Raw genomic sequence first — 18,203 nt, forward strand, 5'->3', positions numbered from 1 at the left:
CCACCGGCAATTTCTGGGCCTTCCCGATCGAGCAGGCGACCGCGACGATCACGCTACCGGAGGGCGTGACGCCGACGCGGACGACCTTCTACACCGGTGCCTATGGTTCGCGCGAACAGAATGCCCGGGAAACGACAAACGGCAATGTGGCGACGTTCGAGACCACGGCCCCGCTCGGCCCCAAGGAAGGTCTCTCGGTCGTCGTCGCCGTGCCGAAGGGCGCGATCGACGCGCCGACGACGTCAGAAAGCGCATCGTGGTTTCTGAGCGACTATCGCAATTACTTCATCGGCTTCGGCGGTCTTCTGCTGGTCTTCCTCTATTACCTCCTGTCGTGGCGCAAGGTTGGCCGCGATCCGCCGGCCGGCGTCGTGGTGCCGCGCTGGGACCCGCCGGAGGACCTGTCGCCCGCGCTCGTCTCCTATGTCGAAAACCAGGGCTTCGGCTCCAGCCGGTTTGACGCGATTGCAGCAACGGCGATCGATCTCGCGGTCAAGGGCTTCCTGATCATTGACGAGCCGAAAAAGGGCATGACGCTGAAGCGCACCGACAAGCCCTTCGACCCCGCACTGCCGCCCGGACAGAAGGCTCTCCTGAAGGCGGTGGATGATTCAGGCGGCGTGTTCATCGTCGACAAGGCCCATGGCAAGTCGGTCGCCTCCATGGCAAGCGCCTTCACCTCCGCCATCACGCGGGAGCACAGGGGCGAGTATTTTGTCCGCAATATCGGCTATTCGGTCGGCGGCGTCGCGCTTTCGCTGCTCGCGGGCTTTGCGTTGCTGGTTTTCGGTTTTATCTCGAACGCCGTCATCCCTGTTCTGTTCTTCTCGGTATTCATTTCCGTGTTCATCGCCCTGTTTGCCTCGATGCTCGGCAAGGCGTTCCGTCGGCGCGGGCGCTCGATGTCTTCCGCAATCGGAACACTGGTTGCCGCCGCGTTCATGGGTTTCTTCCTGCTGCAGGCCGTCGGCGGCATGGCGGTCACGCTGCTCAGCGATCATATCGACGCTGCCGATTGGGCTGTGATCGTTGCCTTTGGCGGGATCGTGCTCATCAACCTCGTCTTCTTCTTCATCATGAGCGCGCCCACCACCTCAGGACGCAGGAAGATGGACGAGATCGCGGGGCTCAAGCAATATCTGACCCTTGCCGAGGCAAACCGGATGAACCTTGCGGGCGCGCCGGAAATGTCGCCGCAGCACTTCGAGACGCTGCTGCCCTATGCCGTGGCGCTCGGCGTTGAAAAGCCATGGTCGAAAACCTTCGACGCATGGCTGACGGCGGCAATCGCGGCAGGCACGGCAAGCTATTATTCGCCCTACTGGTATTACGGCGATTTCCGCCACCAGAACCTGTCCGACCAGATCGGCGGCTTCTCCTCCTCCATGGCGTCGGCCATGTCGTCCTCCATGCCGACGCAAAACACCTCGTCCTCCGGCTTTTCGGGCGGCGGCGGTTTCTCCGGCGGCGGCGGCGGCGGCGGCGGCGGGGGCGGCTGGTAGGCCGCTCAGTCCTCGATCTTGACGAAGCTTATCGGAGATGATGTCTGGGGAAAGCCGCCATCGGCCTCATTCTGCCAGCTGAGCGGGAGATGGCCGAAGGATATCCGGTCGCCCTTGACCCAGAGCCGGTCCTTCAACCTGGAGCCGACCTCCGGGAAGGCGTAGGGCGCGCAGGTCTTGCCCGAAACATCGCGCGGCACGCCGGTTTCCCAGTCACCGAGATCGCAGCCGGCGGAGCCGATATTGGCGTTGTAATAGGTCGTCACTTCGGGCAGCAGCAATGTGTAGAGGAACGGACCGGTGCGCTGAACGAAATCGATATGGTTTTCCTGGCGGCTGGCCTCCTCGATAACGCCGCGATATTCGGCCTTCACGGTCGGGACATCGCAGTTGTCATGCGCATAGGATTGCGCGGTAGCCGACAGAACTGCGCCTTCGATCGTCACCTCGGCGATGAGGCCATGACGGTCATTCTTGCCGATCGGCAGGCAGGCCGTCTTGTAGTGGCCCTGCGGCAGCATCGTTTCCGCCTCGGCGGGCGCGGCGGCAAGCGCCATAAGGGCAAGCGCTGACAATGGAAAGGCGATCTTCTTGTTCATGCCGCATGATGAAACCCGAATTCCGACAATTGCGTGGCGCGGCAACGCTTCTGTGCCGTTGGACCTTCCAAAACCTCTATTCCCGGATGACTTTTGCCGCCGGGCTTGCTAACACGCCGTCACCGACATTCAGACCACGATAGAAGCTGTCCCATGCCCGACCTTTTGCTTGAACTCCGTTCCGAAGAGATTCCTGCCCGCATGCAGCGCCAGGCGGCAGGCGAACTGAAGAAGCGCGTCACCGATGCGCTGGTGGATGCGGGTCTGACCTATGAGGGCGCACGCGAATATTTCACCCCGCGCCGGCTCGCACTCGACATTCACGGGCTGACGGCGCGTTCGGCCGATGTGCGCGAGGAGCGCAAGGGCCCGCGCGTCGGTTCGCCGGAAAAGGCGATCGCGGGCTTCCTGCGCGGCGCGGGCCTTGACGATATCTCTGAGGCGAAGATCCAGTCGGACCCGAAGAAGGGCGATTTCTATGTGGCCGTCATCGAAAAGCCCGGTCGTGACGCCGAAGAGATCATCCGCGACGTGATGCCCGGCATCATCCGCAACTTCCCATGGCCAAAGTCGATGCGCTGGGGCGCTGCCTCATCGGAGCCCGGGGCGCTGCGCTGGGTTCGGCCGCTGCAGTCGATCGTCTGCACCTTCGGCACGGAAATCGAGGAAACCCGGGTCATCGATTTCGAGATCGATGGCGTTGTCGCCTCGAATGTCACCTATGGTCACCGTTTCCACGCGCCAGAACCCTTTGAGGTCAGGCGGTTCGCCGATTATGCGGCGGGCCTTGAGAAGGCCTGCGTCATTCTCGATGCCGACCGGCGCAAGGACATCATCCGCGATGACGCCGCCAATCTGGCCTTCGCCAACGGGCTCGACGTGGTCGAGGACGAGGGGCTGCTGGACGAGGTGGCCGGGCTTGTCGAATATCCGCAGGTGCTGCTCGGCGAATTCGAGGAGGCCTTCCTCGAAATTCCCGACGAGATCATCCGGCTGACGATCAAGACCAACCAGAAATGCTTCGTGGTCAGGAAGCATGGCGAGGCGAGCCTCACCAACAAATTCATCCTGATCGCCAATATCGCGGCAAGCGACGGCGGCAAGGAAATCCGATACGGCAATGGCAAGGTCGTGCGCGCGCGCCTCTCCGACGCGCTGCATTTCTGGCACATGGACCAGCGCGACCTGCCGGACCTTGCGACGCTCGAGAAATCGGCCGCGCAGTTCAGCCTCGACCTGAAAAAGCCGCTCGACCAGCGCATGGCCAAGCTCGACGCGCTGAACGTCACCTTCCACGCCAGGCTCGGCAGCCAGGGCGCGCGCGTGGACCGCATCCGCGCGCTGGCGAAGGAACTGGCCCCGATCGTCGGCGCTGATGCGGCCGAGGTCGATCGTGCCGTGGTTCTGGCCAAGGCCGACCTCAGAACCGAGGCCGTCGGCGAATTCCCTGAGCTTCAGGGTGCCATGGGCCGCAAATATGCGCTTCTGCAGGGCGAGAGCGAAGACGTGGCGGCGGCAATCGAGGAGCATTACAAGCCGCTTGGCCCCTCCGACGTCGTGCCGCGGGGCAAGGTCTCGCTGACGGTGGCGCTCGCCGACAAGCTCGACACGCTGACCGGTTTCTGGTCGATCGACGAAAAGCCCACCGGTTCGGGCGACCCCTATGCGCTCCGCCGTGCGGCGCTCGGCGTCATCCGCATCATTCTGGAGCGCGGCGTGCGCCTGCCGCTGCTGTCAGTCTTCGATGATCGCGACCTGCTCTCCTTCTTCCATGACCGCTTCAAGGTCTATCTGCGCGACATGGGCGCGCGTCACGACCTGATCGACGCGGTATTGTCGGCGGATGCGGATGACCTGGAAGTCGTTGCCCGCCGGGTGGAGGCGCTGACGAAATTCCTCGATTCCGAAGATGGCCAAAACCTGCTGGCGGGCGAAAAGCGCGCCGGACAGCTGCTGGCGGCGGAAGAGAAGAAGAAGACGCGGATTGCCGATAAGGTCGATCCGGCGCTCTTTGAAACCGATGCCGAGAAGGCGCTCCATGATGCCATTCTCGCAGCATCGAAGAAGGCGCGGGACGCCTCGAAACGGGAAGACTACCTTGCCGCCATGGAAGCGCTCGCCGCCCTTCGCGCACCCGTTGACGCCTTCTTCGAGGATGTGCTGGTCAATGCCGAGGACGAGGCCGTGCGCGCAAACCGCCTGGCCCTTCTGGCGATGATCCGAGAAGCGACCGGGACTGTCGCCGATTTCTCGAAAATTGCGGGCTGAGGGCCGCCGCCCTCCTCCGGCGCCGCTCAATCATGGCTGATCACATGCCGGACAAAGCGCAGCACCAGATGCAGCGCCAGAAGCAGGGCGCCGACCAGAAGGGCAAGTTGCGCGAGCGGGGTCAGGAGGCTGCCCTCGATATCGCCCGCGACATCGCCATAGTGATAAAGGCCGAAACGGAAGGTCAGGGTGGCAAGGCCGATCACCACCAGCACCAGGCCGGCTAGTTTCATGTTCCGATCTCCCTGAGGCTGACAAGCGCATGTTCGAGATCGGTCTTCCTCGGGACGGCCCGCGGTCATCCGTCCTTCCGATTCTGCAAAAGACCGAAACGCGGAAGACGGCCAATGGCCGCCTTCCGGTATTTTGGTCTTTTTACTCACGTTTTGTGGCGATTTGAGGCCGGAAAGGCCTATCCGCCGTAAAGCGAAACCGAGATGTCCGAAACCTCGGGCGCCTCCTCGATCAGTCCGTTTTCCGCCATGAATGCACCGAACCGCTGGTAGCGCCCGGCATCGAAGGCGGCGGGGCTCTTGCTAAAACGGGCGATGGTATCGGCAAAGGCCGTGCGGTTCAGTTCGTCGTCGAGATCGGGATAGGCCTCGGCGAACAGGCCCCAGGCCTCTTCCGGGTGGTTGGTGATGAAGATCGCCGCGCGCTCCACCGCGTCGAGAAAGCGCAGCAGCCGGTCATCGTCAATGAGTTCGCTGCGGGTCACATAGATCAGCTCGTCATAGACCGGAACGCCGTTTTCCTCTGGAAAGAAGGCCTTGCCCTCCTCGCCCTCGATCGCCATCTGGGTCAGCTCGAAATTGCGGAACGCGCCGATCGTGGCATCGACCTGGCCGGTGAGGAGCGACTGGGTGAGCGCGAAATTGACATTGACCAGCGTGATGTCGTCGCGCGTGAGGCTGGCGCTTGAAAGCATGGCCGAGACGACCGCCTCCTCGATGCCGGCGACCGAAAAGCCGATCTTCCGGCCCTTCAGATCGGCGAGCGACTGGACAGGTCCGTCCGCCATCACCGTCAGCGTGTTGAGCGGCGTCGAGACAAGGGTGCCGAAGCGCTTGATGTCAATGCCGGCGGCGTGGTCGAGATAGAGGTTCGGCTGGTAGTGCACGCCGATATCGGCCCGGCCGGAGGCGACCATGCGCGGCACCATGGACGGATCTGCCGGCGGCACGAGGTCCACGTCGAGCCCCTCGTCGGCGAAATAGCCGTTCGCCTCGGCTATCACCATCGGTGCATGATCCGGGTTCACATACCATTCGAGAATGACGCTGAGCCTGTCATCGGCGGCGGCCAGACCGGGCAGAAGCGTCAGGGCGGCCGCGAGGGCTAGTCTTTTGAGCATTTGATCCTCCTTGGGAAATCGGCGCGGCCGCTCATTGGGCGGGCGACCAGCGGGTGAAAAAGGGCGCGGCGAGATCCACCGCCTTGCGAAACAGAACGGCCTCCAGCGCCAGGATGAACATGGCGGCAAACACCGTATCGCTCTGCATTCGGGCGTTGGCCTGCACCATGACGAAGCCGAGACCGCCAGCAGCGCCCACCCACTCGCCGACGACGGCGCCGAGAGGAGCGAGCGGGGCGGCGATGCGCAGGCCTGAAAAGAGTTGCGGCATGGCGAGCGGCAGACGGATGAGAACCAGAAGCTGCCAGTGTCCTGCACCGTCAAGATGCGCCGCCTTGATGACGGCGCTGTCGGTGCGGGCAAGTCCGTCGGCGAAATTGGAGGCAACGGGAAAGAAGACGATGATCATCGTCATCACCACCTTGGAGGTGATGCCGAAGCCGAACCAGAGCACCAGCATGGGGGCGATGACGAAGACCGGGAACGACTGCAGCACCACGAGCGCCGGCCAGACGAGACGCCCGAAGCGCGGAAAACCGGCGAGCAGGAAGGCGGCGCCCGCGCCGAAGGCCGCGCCGGCGGCAAAGCCGGCGATGATCTCGCGCAGCGTGATGAGGGCGTTCGAGAGGAGGTAGGCATGGCCGGTCCACAGCCTTGCGGCGACGGCAGAGGGCGCGGGCAGGATATAGCGTGGGAGCGCAAACAGCGTGACGACCGCCTGCCAGAGCAGAAGGAGCGCAGCGATCACCATCAGGGATTTCAAAACGGCGAAAAGGCTTTGCCTCAAGTCCCCTCTCCCCGGCGCGGCCGGGCAGCGGACGTAACAAAACAGGCTGATTTTATGGGCGTATCGCTCAATACCAAACTCCGTTCCTACGCCGGCATGACCCGGATCAGGTTCAAGGGTTCGGCCAGAGCCATCTCAGCATCTTCGCAAAGAAGATCGCACCCCTCGGATGGGCTTATCTATGCCTGCGCAGAACGGTCCGGTCAAGGGGCGCTGACGCAGCTTCCGGCCGCCGAAAGGGAATAGAGTTGACAAGCAGGGCGGTTTTCATCTTCAAGTTGTCATGAAGGCATGGCTACAGACGGAATTTTCAGCTAGCGTTCACAAAAAAAGGCTAAGGGTCAGGGACAGAAAGACACTGACCGGCGCACCGGCACCCGGCTGCGCCCGAAATGCGGAGGAAACCCAATGCTTATCGCCATCGTCATCGTGGCGGCACTGTTCGGCATGCTCTTCGGCTTTGACCAGGGCGTGATTTCCGGCGCTTTGCCGTTCATCAAACAGGACTTCACCATCACGCCCTTCATGGAAGGCGTGATTACCTCGGCCGTGCCGCTCGGCGCGGTGGCGGGCACGCTGCTCGCCATGGTCACCACCGACCGCTACGGCCGAAAGCCGATGCTGATCCTCGGCGCCGTGATCTTTCTCGTCGGCTCGCTGATTTCCGCCTTCGCCTTCAACCAGTATGTGCTGACGCTGGCCCGCCTTCTGATCGGCGTCGGCATCGGCGCATCGGCCATGACCGCCCCGATGTTCCTGGCGGAAGTGGCGCCGGCGCGCATTCGCGGCACCATCGTCTCGGCCTTCCAGCTGATGATCACGATCGGCATCATGATTTCCTACATGTCGGACGCGGCCTTCGGCGGCACCGGCGACTGGCGCTGGATGATCGGTGTCGGCGTCTTCCCCTCGATCATCGCCCTTGTCGGCATCCTGCTCTCGCCGGAGACGCCGCGCTGGCTGACGCTGAATTCGAACGCCGACAAGGCGCGCGACATCATCGCCAGGCTGCAGCCGGAATCCTCCGATGCCGAGATCGACGAGATCATCACCGAGATCAAGGAAAGCGCGAAGGACGAGGAAGCCGCCCCTGCCTGGAGCACCTTCCTGAAGAAGGGCATCCTGCCGGTCACGAGCTTCGCCATGATCGTGTTCGTGCTGCAACAGCTCTCCGGCATCAACGCGATCATCTATTACGCCCCGGAAATCTTCAAAAGCGCAGGTTTCTCTGGCACCACGACCCAGCTTCTGGCAACCGTCGGCATCGGCGTGGTCAACGTGGCGCTGACGATCGTCGCCATGTATCTGGTGGAATCCATGGGTCGGCGCAAACTGCTGATCCTGGGCTTTTTCGGCACCGCGGCCTCGATGGCGCTTGTGACCGTCGCGACCATGATGAACATCGCCGCGACCCCCTATCTGGCCATGATCGGGATCTTTGCCTTCATTGCCTTTTTCGCCGTCAGCCTCGGCCCTTTGCCCTGGCTCTACATGGCGGAACTCTTCCCGCTCCGGCTGCGTCCGCGCGGCATGGCGCTGGCATCGATCGCCAACTGGTTCTTCAACTTCGTCGTCGCCCTGCTCTTTCCCGAGCTTCTGGCCGGCATCGGCATCGTCGGCACCTTCGCAATCTTCACCGGCTTCTGCGTGATCGGCATCTTCTACGCCATCGCGGTCGCGCCTGAGACCAAGGGCGTCACCCTCGAGGAGATCGAGCAGCGCACCGTCGCAGCGGGCTGATTCGCCCGCATCGCCTGAAACAGACGGCCCGCCGCAAGCGGGCCGTTTTGCGTGGAGCCGCCAAATTGCCTAAGACTAATGGCTGCATTGTCGCCGATGGACAATCGGCGCCAAACAGACGAAAACGGCGTTGGCATTGAAGCGGGAGGAGACGTCATGCTCGAGCACAAGGTGCGCACCCACAAATCATCGGAAAACCTCAAACGCGAAGACCAGCTTGCCTGGAAGATCGCCGCGGTCGCGACGGACCCCGTGGCGCTCGACGATGACGTGGTGGAGATGATCGGTAACCGGATCATCGACAACGCCGCCGTGGCCGCCGCCTCCATTGCCCGCAGGCCGGCCGTCAGCGCCCGCGCGCAGGCAACCGCCCATCCGTTTTCGCCCGGCGCGACCATCTTCGGCCTTGCCGCGAACAAGCGCTTCTCGCCGGAATGGGCCGCCTGGGCCAATGGCGTCGCCGTGCGCGAGCTCGACTATCACGACACCTTCCTTGCGGCCGACTATTCCCATCCCGGCGACAATATTCCGCCGATCCTGGCCGTCGCCCAGCATTGCGGGCTTTCCGGCGAGGCGCTCGCGCGCGGTATTGCAACCGGTTACGAAATCCAGGTCGATCTCGTCCGCGGCATCTGCCTGCATGAGCACAAGATCGACCATATCGCCCATCTGGGACCGTCGGCGGCCGCCGGCATCGGCACCGCGCTCGGGCTTGATACGGAGACGATCTACCAGGCCGTTCAGCAGGCGCTGCATGTGACGACCACGACGCGCCAGTCGCGCAAGGGCGAGATCTCGAGCTGGAAGGCCTATGCGCCCGCCTTTGCCGGCAAGATGGCGGTCGAGGCCGTTGACCGGGTGATGCGCGGCGAAGGCGCGCCGTCTCCGGCCTGGGAGGGCGAGGACGGCTTCATCGCCTATCTGCTTTCCGGCCCGACGGCCGAATATACCGTGCCGCTGCCGGAAAAGGGCGAACCAAAACGCGCCATCATGGACACCTATACCAAGGAACATTCGGCCGAATACCAGAGCCAGGCGCTGATCGACCTTGCCCGCCGCATGGGCCCCGCGATCGGCGATCTGTCGAAGGTGAAGTCGATCCTGATCGAAACCAGCCACCACACCCATTACGTCATCGGCACAGGCGCCAACGATCCGCAGAAGATGGACCCGAGCGCCAGCCGCGAGACGCTCGACCACTCGATCATGTACATCTTCGCCGTGGCGCTGGAAGACGGCGGCTGGCACCATGAGCGCTCCTATGCGCCCGAACGCGCCAAACGCCCGGAGACCGTTGCGCTGTGGCACAAGATCACCACGGCGGAGAACCCGGAATGGACGCGGCGCTATCACAGCCACGACCCGGCTGAGAAGGCTTTCGGCGGCCATGTGATCGTCACCATGGAGGACGGACGGATCATCGAGGACCAGCTCGCCGTCGCCGATGCCAATCCGCTCGGAAACCGACCCTTCTCGCGGCCGGACTATGTGAAGAAATTCCGCATGCTGGCCCACGGCGTGGTGGCGGCCGGCGAACAGGACCGCTTCCTCGCAACCGTCGAGCGACTGACCTCGCTCGCGCCGGAGGAGCTTTTCGGGCTGAATTTCGTCGTCTCGCCCGACGAGCTCGGCGCGCCGGCAAGGACCGGCATTTTCGACTGGAAATGAGAACAGAGCCGCAGCGCCGGCCTTTGAGGAGGGCCGACGCCGCGCGGCGCATGATCGGGAGGAGAGATCATGACTGAAGCAAGGAAACCGAAGAAATCCGTGGCGCTTTCCGGCGTCGTCGCCGGCAATACGGCGCTTTGCTCCGTCGGCCAGAGCGGCAACGACCTGCACTACCGCGGCTATGACATTCTCGATATTGCCGGCACCTGCGAGTTCGAGGAAATCGCCTACCTTCTGGTCTACGGCGCGCTGCCGGACGCCGCGACGCTTACCGCCTACAAGGCCAAGCTTTCCGCTCTTCGCGGCTTGCCGTCAGCCGTGCGCGGGGCGCTGGAGCTTTTGCCGGCGGCCACCCACCCGATGGATGTGATGCGCACCGGCGCTTCCGTGCTCGGCTGCGTGCTGCCGGAGGCCGCCGACCACAACAAGGCGGGCGCGCGCGATATCGCCGACCGGCTGATGGCCTCGATCGGCTCGACGCTCATCTACTGGTATCACTTTTCCCATAATGGCCGGCGGATCGATGTCGAGACCGATGACGCCTCGATCGGCGGGCACTTCCTGCATCTTCTCCACGGCAAGGCGCCGAGCGAAAGCCATGTGAGAGCGATGCACACCTCGCTCATTCTCTATGCCGAGCACGAGTTCAACGCCTCGACCTTCACCGCCCGCTCGATCACCGGCACCGGCACGGATTTCTACTCCGCAGTCTGCGGCGCGATCGGGGCGTTGCGCGGGCCGAAACACGGCGGCGCCAACGAGTTCGCCTTCGAGATCCAGAAGCGCTACGACACGGCTGAGGAGGCCGATGCCGATATCCGCGAAAGGGTGGCGCAAAAACAGGTGATCATCGGCTTCGGCCATCCGGTCTATACGGTTTCCGATCCGCGCAACAAGGTGATCAAGCAGGTTGCCCGGGAGCTCTCTGAAGAAGCCGGATCGATGAAGATGTTCGACATCGCCGAACGGATCGAAGCCACCATGGCGGATGCGCGCAACATGTTCCCCAATCTCGACTGGTTCTCGGCCGTTTCCTATCACATGATGGGCGTGCCGACGGCGATGTTCACGCCGCTCTTCGTGATTGCCCGCATGGCCGGCTGGGCGGCCCACATCATCGAACAGCGCGAGGACGGCAAGATCATCCGACCCGCCGCCAATTACATCGGTCCGGACAACCGGCCCTTCGTGCCCATGAATGAGCGAGCCTGACAGGATTATTGCCATGCCCTATCTGATTTCCGCCGATCTTCCGCAAGAGCCCGCAGGCCTGCGCCTCCGCCGCCAGGTGGAAGCGGGCGGCATCGTCACCATGCCCGGCGTGCACAACGGCATGGCAGCCCTTCAGGCGAGGAAGGCCGGCTTTGACGCGCTCTATCTCTCCGGCGCGGCGATGACGGCCTCGATGGGTATTCCCGATCTCGGGATGATCACGGTGGACGAGGTTGCCTTCTTCATCCGCCAGATCACCCGCGCCAGCGGGTTGCCGCTTCTGGTGGACGGCGACACCGGCTATGGCGAGGCGCTGAACGTGATGCACATGGTTCGCACCTTCGAGGATGCGGGCGCGGCCGGCGTCCATATCGAGGACCAGCTGTTGCCGAAGAAATGCGGCCATCTGAACGACAAGAAGCTTGCCGACCCGCATGACATGGCCGCCAAGATCGCCGCCGCCGCCAAGGCCCGCCGCAATCTCTACATCATCGCCCGCACGGATGCGGCGGCGAGCGAGGGGATCGACGGCGCGGTGGCGCGGGCGAAACTCTTCATGGAAGCCGGGGCCGACGCGATCTTCCCCGAGGCGCTGACCACTGTCGACATGTTCCGCGAGTTTGCCGCCCGCATGGAGGGCGTGCCGCTTCTCGCCAACATGACCGAGTTCGGCCGCACGCCCTATTTGACGGCGTCCGAATTCGAGGCGATGGGCTACCGCATGGTGATCTTCCCGGTTTCCTCGTTGCGGGTTGCCAACAAGGCGCAGGAGCGACTGTTTTCGACGCTGAAGGAAACCGGTTCGACCAAGGGGATGCTCGAAGACATGCAGACCCGCGCCGAGCTTTACGAGACCATCGACCTCGCGGCTTACGAAAAGCTCGATGCCTCGATCGTCGCGACGGTGCTGCCGACGATGGACAAGGAATAGGGCGAAGGCGCTGTGTTTGGCACAGCCTTGCGCCCGGTCCCCGTCAGCCAGGCCTTGCCGACGGCGCGAACTGGGCGACAAGCGTGTGCATGTCGCCGGGATAGGTGAGATAGACCTGGGTGATCGAGCCCGAGGCGTTCCAGGTGCGCCTTTCGATGACGAGGCAGGGCGCGCCCTCGGCAAGGTCGAGGATATCGGCCGCATCACGGTCCGCGCCGGTGGCGCGAATGCGATGTTCGGCGGCGCTCCACGGCACCTGTTCCAAGAGCCATGTGCCCGGCGGGTTACGCGCGAAATCCGTCTCCCGCGCCTGCGGCACCTCTTCAAGGCTGACCAGCCGGTCTTCAAGACAGAATGGTCGGCGGCCGGCGGTGTGCAGCCCCTTCAGGCTCAACACCCTGCCCGGCCGAGCAAGGCGGAGCCGTTTCCGGTCGCCTTCATCCGCCATCCGTTCTTCGCGTTCGATCAGCCGGAAATCGTAAGCCAGCCCGAGCGCCCGCACCTCCCGCTCCAGCTGGTGGATTTCGAGAACGGCGGAAAGCACTTCCGGCTGGCGCACATAGGAGCCGGACTTGCGGCGACGCTCGATCAGGCCCTTCTTGACGAGTTCCGACAGCGCCTTGTTCACGGTCATGCGCGAACAGCCATATTCGGCGGTCAGCTCGTGCTCGAAGGGAATGCGCGTGCCCGGCGGCCATTCCCCTGAAACAATCCGGTTTTCCACATCCCGCTGGATGCGGGAGTGAAGCGCCAAAGGCTTGGTCGGCTCCTTGCTGGAAGCGCGCGCAGGTGTCTCGTCAGGCATGGCGTCCTTCTCAACCCCGGCTGACGGCGGCAACCACCTCGGCGCGGATTTCCTCGGTCAGTTTCATGCGAAGCCGGGCAAATTCGGGATCGGCCTTCAGGTGATAGTCGCGCGGATGCGGGAAATCGACCGGGGTGATCGACGAAATCCGACCGGGCCGCGCCGACATGGTGACAACGCGGGACGCCATGAACACGGATTCCTCGATATCGTGGGTGACGAAGATCACCGTCTTCTTCTCCCGCTCCCAGATACCGAGCAGCAATTCCTGCATCAGTCCGCGCGTCTGGTTGTCGAGCGCGCCGAAAGGCTCGTCGAGGAGCAGGATTTTCGGATCGTTGGCAAGGGCGCGGGCGATCGCCGTGCGCTGCTGCATGCCGCCGGAAAGCTGCTTGGGCCAGTGTTCGGCAAAGCCCGTCAGTCCGACCCGATCGAGGTAAAGATCGACGATCTCGCTGAGTTCCTTGTCACGCACACCCTTTTCGCGCAGCCCGAAGCCGACATTCTCGCGGATGGTCAGCCAAGGGAAGAGGGTATAGGACTGGAACACCATGCCGCGGTCGGCCCCGGGGCCCTTGACCGCCTTGCCCTCGAGCAGAACCGCGCCGGTGGTCGGCCTGTCAAGCCCGGCGACGATGCGCAGGAGCGTGGACTTGCCGCAGCCGGACGGACCCAGAATGGTGACGAAGTCGTTCTTTTCCAGAGTCAGATCGGTCGGCGCGAGCGCTTCGATGGGCGCGCCGCCCTTGCGGCCGGGAAAGACGCGCGAGACGCCCCTGATTTCAAGTTCCGGCGCGCTCATGCGAACCTCCAGGCGAACAGAACGCGATTGACCATCTTGAAGGCGAAGTCCGAGATTAGGCCGATCACGCCGATGACGATGATGCCGAAGATGATCTGTCCTGTCGCCATCAGCGCCTGCGAATTGATGATCATATAGCCGATGCCTGATGACGCGCCGATCAGCTCGGCGACGATCACATAGGTCCAGGCCCAGCCGAGCACGAGGCGCAGCGTCTCGGCGATATCAGGCGCTGACGCCGGCAGCAGCACGCGCCGGACGATGCCGTGATGGGAAGCGCCGAGCGTATAGGCCGCTTCCACGAGGTCGCGCCGCGTATTGGCGACATAGACGGCGACCATGAGGATGATCTGGAATACCGCGCCGATGAAGATGACGAGCAGCTTCTGCATTTCGCCGATGCCGGCCCAGAGGATCAGGAGCGGGACGAAGGCGGAGGCCGGCAGATAGCGGGCGAAGGACACGAAAGGCTCCAGCAGCGCCTCGATCGGCTTGTAGGCGCCCATGGCGATGCCGAGCGGCACGGCGATGACGGAGGCCAGCACGAAACCGCCGACCACGCGCCAGACGGTGATGCCGATATCGCCCAGAAAGCCGCGCTTCGACAAGAGCCACCAGCCATCCTGCAGCATGGTGATCGGGTCTGCGAGAAAGGTCTTGGAGACAAAGCCGCCAAAGGTCGCAAACGACCAGCCGGCAAAGAAGATCGCGAAAAACAGGATGCCCAGCGACAGGCGCAGCGTCGGGCTGATCGGCTCAAGCGGTTTCATTGGGTCTCCGTCGGATGGCGCAAATTTAGGGTCGGTCGTCGTGAACTCGATGGGATTTGCCGCCACCTCCCACCAATCTCCCCCTTGAGGGGGAGATGTCGCGAAAGCGACAGAGAGGGGTAGAGGGCGCAAGCCCTGTAAGCCGCAATCTCCGTGCCTTCGGATAGGGTTTACCACCCTCTGCCCCTGTCGGGGCATCACCCCCTCAAGGGAAGAGATCGAATGGGGGCGTTTCGTGTTACTCCTGGATAAACGACGGATCGGCGAGCGTTGACAGGTCCGGGATCTCGCGGATCACGCCGGCATCGAGCAGAAGCTCGGCTGCATCAGCGGAGAAGTCGTTGAACTCGCCGCCGAAGAAGGCGATCGCCGCATCGCGGTCCTGCCATTCGAGATACTGCGCCGAGCCGGCGAACTGTTCTGCCGACTGGTTCACATCCGCGCCCATGATGCCATAGGCCTCTTCCGGGCTTTCGGCGATCATGTCGAGCGCCTCGTAATAGGAGGTGGCGAGCGCCTTGGCCGCTTCCGGATTTTCTTCCAGGAAGGCCGGCGTGCAGCCGAACGTGTCCATCACGGCCGGATAATCGAGCGTGGTGGCGATGATCTTGCCGGCGTCGGGCGCTTCGCGGACAGACGAAAGATAGGGCTCATAGGTCATCGCCGCGTCGTTCTGGCCGGCGATGAACGCCTGCGCGGCAGGGCCCGGCTCGAGATTGACGACCCTGACGTCATCCATCGTCATGCCGTTTTCCTTGAGGATCCAGGCGAGGTAGAAATAGGGCGAGGTGCCCGGTGCGGAGGCCGCAACCGTCTTGCCCTTGAGGTCCGTGATCGATTCAATGTCCGAACGCACGACCATGCCGTCTGCGCCGTGGGACTTGTCGAGCTGGAAAATCTGCGTGGTCGGAACGCCGGCGGCGGCCCAGACAATCCAGGTCTCAACCGTGGTGGCGGCGCACTGGATATCGCCGGAGGCGAGCGCCAGATGGCGGCTTGCCTGCGGGATCTTGACCAGATCGACATCGAGCCCGTTCTTTTCAAAGATACCGGCTTCCTTGGCGAGCGTCAGCGGCGCGAAACCGGTCCAGCCGGAAAGGCCGACGGCGACCTTGGTCTCCTGCGCCTGAGCGCCGGTAGCGAGAGCTGAAACGGCGATTGCAGTGGCTGCAAGCCAATTTAAAGTCATGTTGGAACCCCTCTTTGCTTTATTTTGAGCAGTTTTACTGATTGCTATTTCGATGGGCATATTAGTCAGGCGCCGCATAATTTGTCTAGACAAAATATGCGGCGTCCAGCCGGCCGGCATATTGAAAAACGTCGGGTTGGCGCATGTCACCGGATCTGCTTGGCGAGCGCAGGCCACTCGGACAGGAAGACGTCGCGTGCACGAAGCCCGGGAGACCCCTTCATTCGCTCGCGCGTCTGTGTCAGCCGAACGAAGACCAGCAATTGGTCGCCTTTTTCAACCCACCCCATATACCAGCCCCAGCCGTGCGCATAGTCGAAACTGCGATCCGCCCTGCGAGGATAGGCGGCGCCCGTTTTTCCGTGCACCAGCCAGTCGCCGGCCTGCCGGGTTTCGACAATGGCCCGCGTTTGGACCATGGCATCTTCGCGCACCGGCAAGGCGCCAAGAACGAGCGCGCGCAGGAAACGCGCCTGCTCAACGGGCGAAACCTGAAGCGAGGATGATATCCATGCCCGATCAAGCCCGTTGTCAAAACCCGCATCGCCGGAAAAATCGGCATTTCCGTATCCGAAGGATTGCGCATAGGCCGTCAGCGCCTCGGCGCCGAGCGCATGGGTGATCCGCTGGGAATACCAGACGACGGAATAGCGCAGCCAGTCCGCCGGATTGGTATCGCGCCGCCAGTTCGCCCCGCCCCAATCGGGGTCGCCGTCGTGATAGGCCAGAACGGGATGCGCGGCGTCTTTCAGAAATCCGGCATCAAAGCCCATCACCGCCAGTGGCACCTTGAAGGTGGAAGCTGGCGTGACGCGCGTCTGGCAATCGCCGTCCTCCACCAGCACGGCACCCGTCGTCGCCTCGGCAACGAGCGTGCAGAGCGTTTCGGCAAGGGCAGCCCTTGCCGGTATTCCGATGGCAAACGAAACGAGGATAGCGGCTAACCAGCGCATGAAATTCTTCCCGACGTCCATTGGGGATGAGCGGCCACACCAGAAGCGCAGCCGCTCATCCCAATGCCCGGTTCGGGTAAAGATTTGCGAAACGCCGGTCGCCTTCACCCGTCAATTGCCCAGAATGCCCGGCAGGCGCAAGTCATTTTCCTTCGCGCATTCGATGGCGATGTCATAACCGGCATCCGCATGGCGCATGACACCGGTGGCCGGGTCGTTCCAGAGCACGCGGCCGATGCGCCTTGCCGCGTCATCGGAACCGTCACAGCAAATCACCATGCCGGCATGCTGGGAGAATCCCATGCCGACGCCGCCGCCATGATGCAGCGACACCCATGTGGCGCCCGATGCGGTGTTGAGCAGGGCGTTCAACAACGGCCAGTCGGAAACGGCATCCGAGCCGTCCTGCATGGCTTCCGTCTCGCGGTTCGGCGACGCGACGGAACCGGAATCGAGATGATCGCGGCCGATCACGATCGGGGCCTTGAGTTCGCCGTTCTTCACCATTTCGTTGAAGGCAAGGCCAAGCCGATGGCGGTCGCCAAGCCCGACCCAGCAGATGCGCGCCGGCAGTCCCTGGAAATGGATGCGCTCCCGGGCCATGTCGAGCCAGTTGTGCAGGTGGGTGTTGTCCGGCAGCAGTTCCTTGACCTTCTGATCGGTCTTGTAGATGTCCTCCGGATCGCCGGAAAGGGCGGCCCAGCGGAACGGGCCGATGCCCTTGCAGAACAGCGGACGGATATAGGCCGGGACAAAGCCGGGGAAATCAAAGGCGCGATCGCAGCCCTCTTCCTTGGCCATCTGGCGGATATTGTTGCCGTAATCGACCGTCGGTATGCCCTTGTCCCAGAAGGCGAGCATCGCCTCCACATGGATGCGCATCGAGGCCCGCGCGGCCTTTTCGACCGCTTTCGGATCGCGCTCGGCCTTGTCGCGCCATTCGCCAAGGCTCCAGCCGGCGGGGAGATAGCCATTGACCGGATCATGCGCCGAGGTCTGGTCGGTGACGATATCCGGGCGGAGGCCGCGCTTCACCAGTTCCGGCAGGATTTCCGCCGTGTTGCCGAGAAGGCCGACGGATTTCGCCTCGCCCGCTTTCGTCCAGGCGTCGATCATGGCAAGCGCCTCATCCAGCGTCTCGGCCTTTTCGTCGACATAGCCGGTGCGCAGACGGAAATCGATGCGGGTCGGGTCGCATTCCACGGCGAGGCAACAGGCGCCCGCCATGACGGCGGCAAGCGGCTGCGCGCCGCCCATGCCGCCGAGACCGCCGGTGAGGATCCACTTGCCCGAAAGATCGCCGTTGTAATGCTGGCGGCCGGCCTCCACGAAGGTCTCGTAGGTGCCCTGCACGATGCCCTGCGCCCCGATATAGATCCACGACCCGGCCGTCATCTGGCCGTACATCATCAGGCCCTTCTTATCGAGTTCGTGGAAGTGGTCCCAGTTGGCCCAGTGCGGCACGAGGTTGGAGTTGGCGATCAGCACGCGCGGCGCATCCGCATGGGTGCGGAACACGCCGACGGGCTTGCCGGACTGCACCAGCAGCGTCTCGTCGTCCTCCAGCGTCTTCAGCGTCTCGACGATTTTGTCGAAATCGCCCCAGGTGCGCGCCGCGCGGCC

General features: G+C 63.3%; 16 protein-coding genes and 1 riboswitch. Of the genes, 6 read left to right on the forward strand and 10 right to left on the reverse strand.

Features of this window, described 5'->3' with window-relative positions:
• On the forward strand, nucleotides 1-1,502 hold a 1,502-nt coding region (locus AC5DC2_RS05950), incomplete at its 5' end, for a DUF2207 domain-containing protein (protein ID WP_491697841.1).
• Nucleotides 1,503-1,507: 5 nt separating this feature from the next.
• On the opposite strand, the gene AC5DC2_RS05955 is transcribed toward AC5DC2_RS05950, so the two are convergent.
• Nucleotides 1,508-2,101 carry a hypothetical protein gene (locus AC5DC2_RS05955; protein ID WP_491697842.1) on the reverse strand — a complete coding sequence of 198 codons (594 nt, stop codon included), beginning with the start codon at nucleotides 2,099-2,101 and terminating at the stop codon, nucleotides 1,508-1,510.
• A gap of 153 nt (nucleotides 2,102-2,254) precedes the next feature.
• Between AC5DC2_RS05955 and glyS the strand changes: the two genes are divergently transcribed.
• The gene (glyS, locus tag AC5DC2_RS05960; RefSeq protein WP_491697843.1) at nucleotides 2,255-4,369 is read left to right on the forward strand and encodes a glycine--tRNA ligase subunit beta; all 2,115 of its coding nucleotides are present in this window, start codon (nucleotides 2,255-2,257) and stop codon (nucleotides 4,367-4,369) included.
• 26 nt (nucleotides 4,370-4,395) lie between these two features.
• On the opposite strand, the gene AC5DC2_RS05965 is transcribed toward glyS, so the two are convergent.
• The 3 genes from AC5DC2_RS05965 to AC5DC2_RS05975 form a co-directional block, all read right to left on the reverse strand.
• On the reverse strand, nucleotides 4,396-4,602 hold the full coding sequence (locus AC5DC2_RS05965; protein ID WP_024708844.1) for a hypothetical protein: 207 nt from the start codon (nucleotides 4,600-4,602) through the stop codon (nucleotides 4,396-4,398).
• 179 nt (nucleotides 4,603-4,781) lie between these two features.
• Nucleotides 4,782-5,723 (reverse strand): ABC transporter substrate-binding protein, encoded by a 942-nt coding sequence (locus AC5DC2_RS05970; protein ID WP_491697844.1) that lies wholly within the window; start codon nucleotides 5,721-5,723, stop codon nucleotides 4,782-4,784.
• Between the two features lie 31 nt (nucleotides 5,724-5,754).
• Nucleotides 5,755-6,474 (reverse strand): ABC transporter permease, encoded by a 720-nt coding sequence (locus AC5DC2_RS05975; RefSeq protein ID WP_491697851.1) that lies wholly within the window; start codon nucleotides 6,472-6,474, stop codon nucleotides 5,755-5,757.
• Nucleotides 6,475-6,576: 102 nt separating this feature from the next.
• Nucleotides 6,577-6,686, reverse strand: a riboswitch (TPP riboswitch).
• Nucleotides 6,687-6,891: 205 nt separating this feature from the next.
• Here AC5DC2_RS05975 and AC5DC2_RS05980 point away from each other — a divergent pair.
• The 4 genes from AC5DC2_RS05980 to prpB all read left to right on the forward strand — a co-directional run bounded on the left by AC5DC2_RS05980 (nucleotide 6,892) and on the right by prpB (nucleotide 12,061).
• Nucleotides 6,892-8,250 carry a sugar porter family MFS transporter gene (locus AC5DC2_RS05980; protein ID WP_256389218.1) on the forward strand — a complete coding sequence of 453 codons (1,359 nt, stop codon included), beginning with the start codon at nucleotides 6,892-6,894 and terminating at the stop codon, nucleotides 8,248-8,250.
• Between the two features lie 156 nt (nucleotides 8,251-8,406).
• On the forward strand, nucleotides 8,407-9,918 hold the full coding sequence (locus AC5DC2_RS05985) for an MmgE/PrpD family protein (RefSeq protein ID WP_491697845.1): 1,512 nt from the start codon (nucleotides 8,407-8,409) through the stop codon (nucleotides 9,916-9,918).
• A gap of 69 nt (nucleotides 9,919-9,987) precedes the next feature.
• The gene (prpC, locus tag AC5DC2_RS05990; RefSeq protein WP_491697846.1) at nucleotides 9,988-11,130 is read left to right on the forward strand and encodes a bifunctional 2-methylcitrate synthase/citrate synthase; all 1,143 of its coding nucleotides are present in this window, start codon (nucleotides 9,988-9,990) and stop codon (nucleotides 11,128-11,130) included.
• Nucleotides 11,131-11,143: 13 nt separating this feature from the next.
• Nucleotides 11,144-12,061, forward strand: coding sequence for a methylisocitrate lyase (gene prpB / locus AC5DC2_RS05995; RefSeq protein ID WP_024708851.1), 918 nt, complete (start codon nucleotides 11,144-11,146; stop codon nucleotides 12,059-12,061).
• Between the two features lie 43 nt (nucleotides 12,062-12,104).
• On the opposite strand, the gene hutC is transcribed toward prpB, so the two are convergent.
• From hutC to hutU, 6 genes are all read right to left on the reverse strand, one after another.
• On the reverse strand, nucleotides 12,105-12,866 hold the full coding sequence (gene hutC / locus AC5DC2_RS06000) for a histidine utilization transcriptional repressor HutC (protein WP_491697847.1): 762 nt from the start codon (nucleotides 12,864-12,866) through the stop codon (nucleotides 12,105-12,107).
• Nucleotides 12,867-12,876: 10 nt separating this feature from the next.
• On the reverse strand, nucleotides 12,877-13,668 hold the full coding sequence (locus AC5DC2_RS06005; RefSeq protein ID WP_024708853.1) for an ABC transporter ATP-binding protein: 792 nt from the start codon (nucleotides 13,666-13,668) through the stop codon (nucleotides 12,877-12,879).
• Nucleotides 13,665-14,438, reverse strand: coding sequence for an ABC transporter permease (locus tag AC5DC2_RS06010; protein WP_024708854.1), 774 nt, complete (start codon nucleotides 14,436-14,438; stop codon nucleotides 13,665-13,667). Before AC5DC2_RS06010 ends, AC5DC2_RS06005 begins: the two co-directional genes overlap by 4 nt.
• Before the next feature lie 238 nt (nucleotides 14,439-14,676).
• A complete protein-coding gene (locus AC5DC2_RS06015; RefSeq protein ID WP_491697848.1) occupies nucleotides 14,677-15,627 on the reverse strand; it encodes an ABC transporter substrate-binding protein in 951 nt (316 codons plus the stop codon).
• A gap of 146 nt (nucleotides 15,628-15,773) precedes the next feature.
• Nucleotides 15,774-16,580 (reverse strand): class D beta-lactamase, encoded by an 807-nt coding sequence (blaOXA, locus tag AC5DC2_RS06020; RefSeq protein ID WP_491697849.1) that lies wholly within the window; start codon nucleotides 16,578-16,580, stop codon nucleotides 15,774-15,776.
• Between the two features lie 111 nt (nucleotides 16,581-16,691).
• Nucleotides 16,692-18,203 (reverse strand): urocanate hydratase (hutU, locus tag AC5DC2_RS06025; protein ID WP_491697850.1); only part of this gene is annotated, 1,512 nt, incomplete at its 5' end.

Source organism: Martelella sp., from assembly GCF_984369615.1.

Bases quoted from the DNA above. Each gene is read 5' to 3' on its own strand.
- AC5DC2_RS05955 (WP_491697842.1), bottom strand. From the start codon at position 2,101: ATGAACAAGAAGATCGCCTTTCCATTGTCAGCGCTTGCCCTTATGGCG.
- glyS (WP_491697843.1), top strand. From the start codon at position 2,255: ATGCCCGACCTTTTGCTTGAACTCCGTTCCGAAGAGATTCCTGCCCGC.
- AC5DC2_RS05965 (WP_024708844.1), bottom strand. From the start codon at position 4,602: ATGAAACTAGCCGGCCTGGTGCTGGTGGTGATCGGCCTTGCCACCCTG.
- AC5DC2_RS05970 (WP_491697844.1), bottom strand. From the start codon at position 5,723: ATGCTCAAAAGACTAGCCCTCGCGGCCGCCCTGACGCTTCTGCCCGGT.
- AC5DC2_RS05975 (WP_491697851.1), bottom strand. From the start codon at position 6,474: ATGGTGATCGCTGCGCTCCTTCTGCTCTGGCAGGCGGTCGTCACGCTG.
- AC5DC2_RS05985 (WP_491697845.1), top strand. From the start codon at position 8,407: ATGCTCGAGCACAAGGTGCGCACCCACAAATCATCGGAAAACCTCAAA.
- prpC (WP_491697846.1), top strand. From the start codon at position 9,988: ATGACTGAAGCAAGGAAACCGAAGAAATCCGTGGCGCTTTCCGGCGTC.
- prpB (WP_024708851.1), top strand. From the start codon at position 11,144: ATGCCCTATCTGATTTCCGCCGATCTTCCGCAAGAGCCCGCAGGCCTG.
- hutC (WP_491697847.1), bottom strand. From the start codon at position 12,866: ATGCCTGACGAGACACCTGCGCGCGCTTCCAGCAAGGAGCCGACCAAG.
- AC5DC2_RS06005 (WP_024708853.1), bottom strand. From the start codon at position 13,668: ATGAGCGCGCCGGAACTTGAAATCAGGGGCGTCTCGCGCGTCTTTCCC.
- AC5DC2_RS06010 (WP_024708854.1), bottom strand. From the start codon at position 14,438: ATGAAACCGCTTGAGCCGATCAGCCCGACGCTGCGCCTGTCGCTGGGC.
- AC5DC2_RS06015 (WP_491697848.1), bottom strand. From the start codon at position 15,627: ATGACTTTAAATTGGCTTGCAGCCACTGCAATCGCCGTTTCAGCTCTC.
- blaOXA (WP_491697849.1), bottom strand. From the start codon at position 16,580: ATGCGCTGGTTAGCCGCTATCCTCGTTTCGTTTGCCATCGGAATACCG.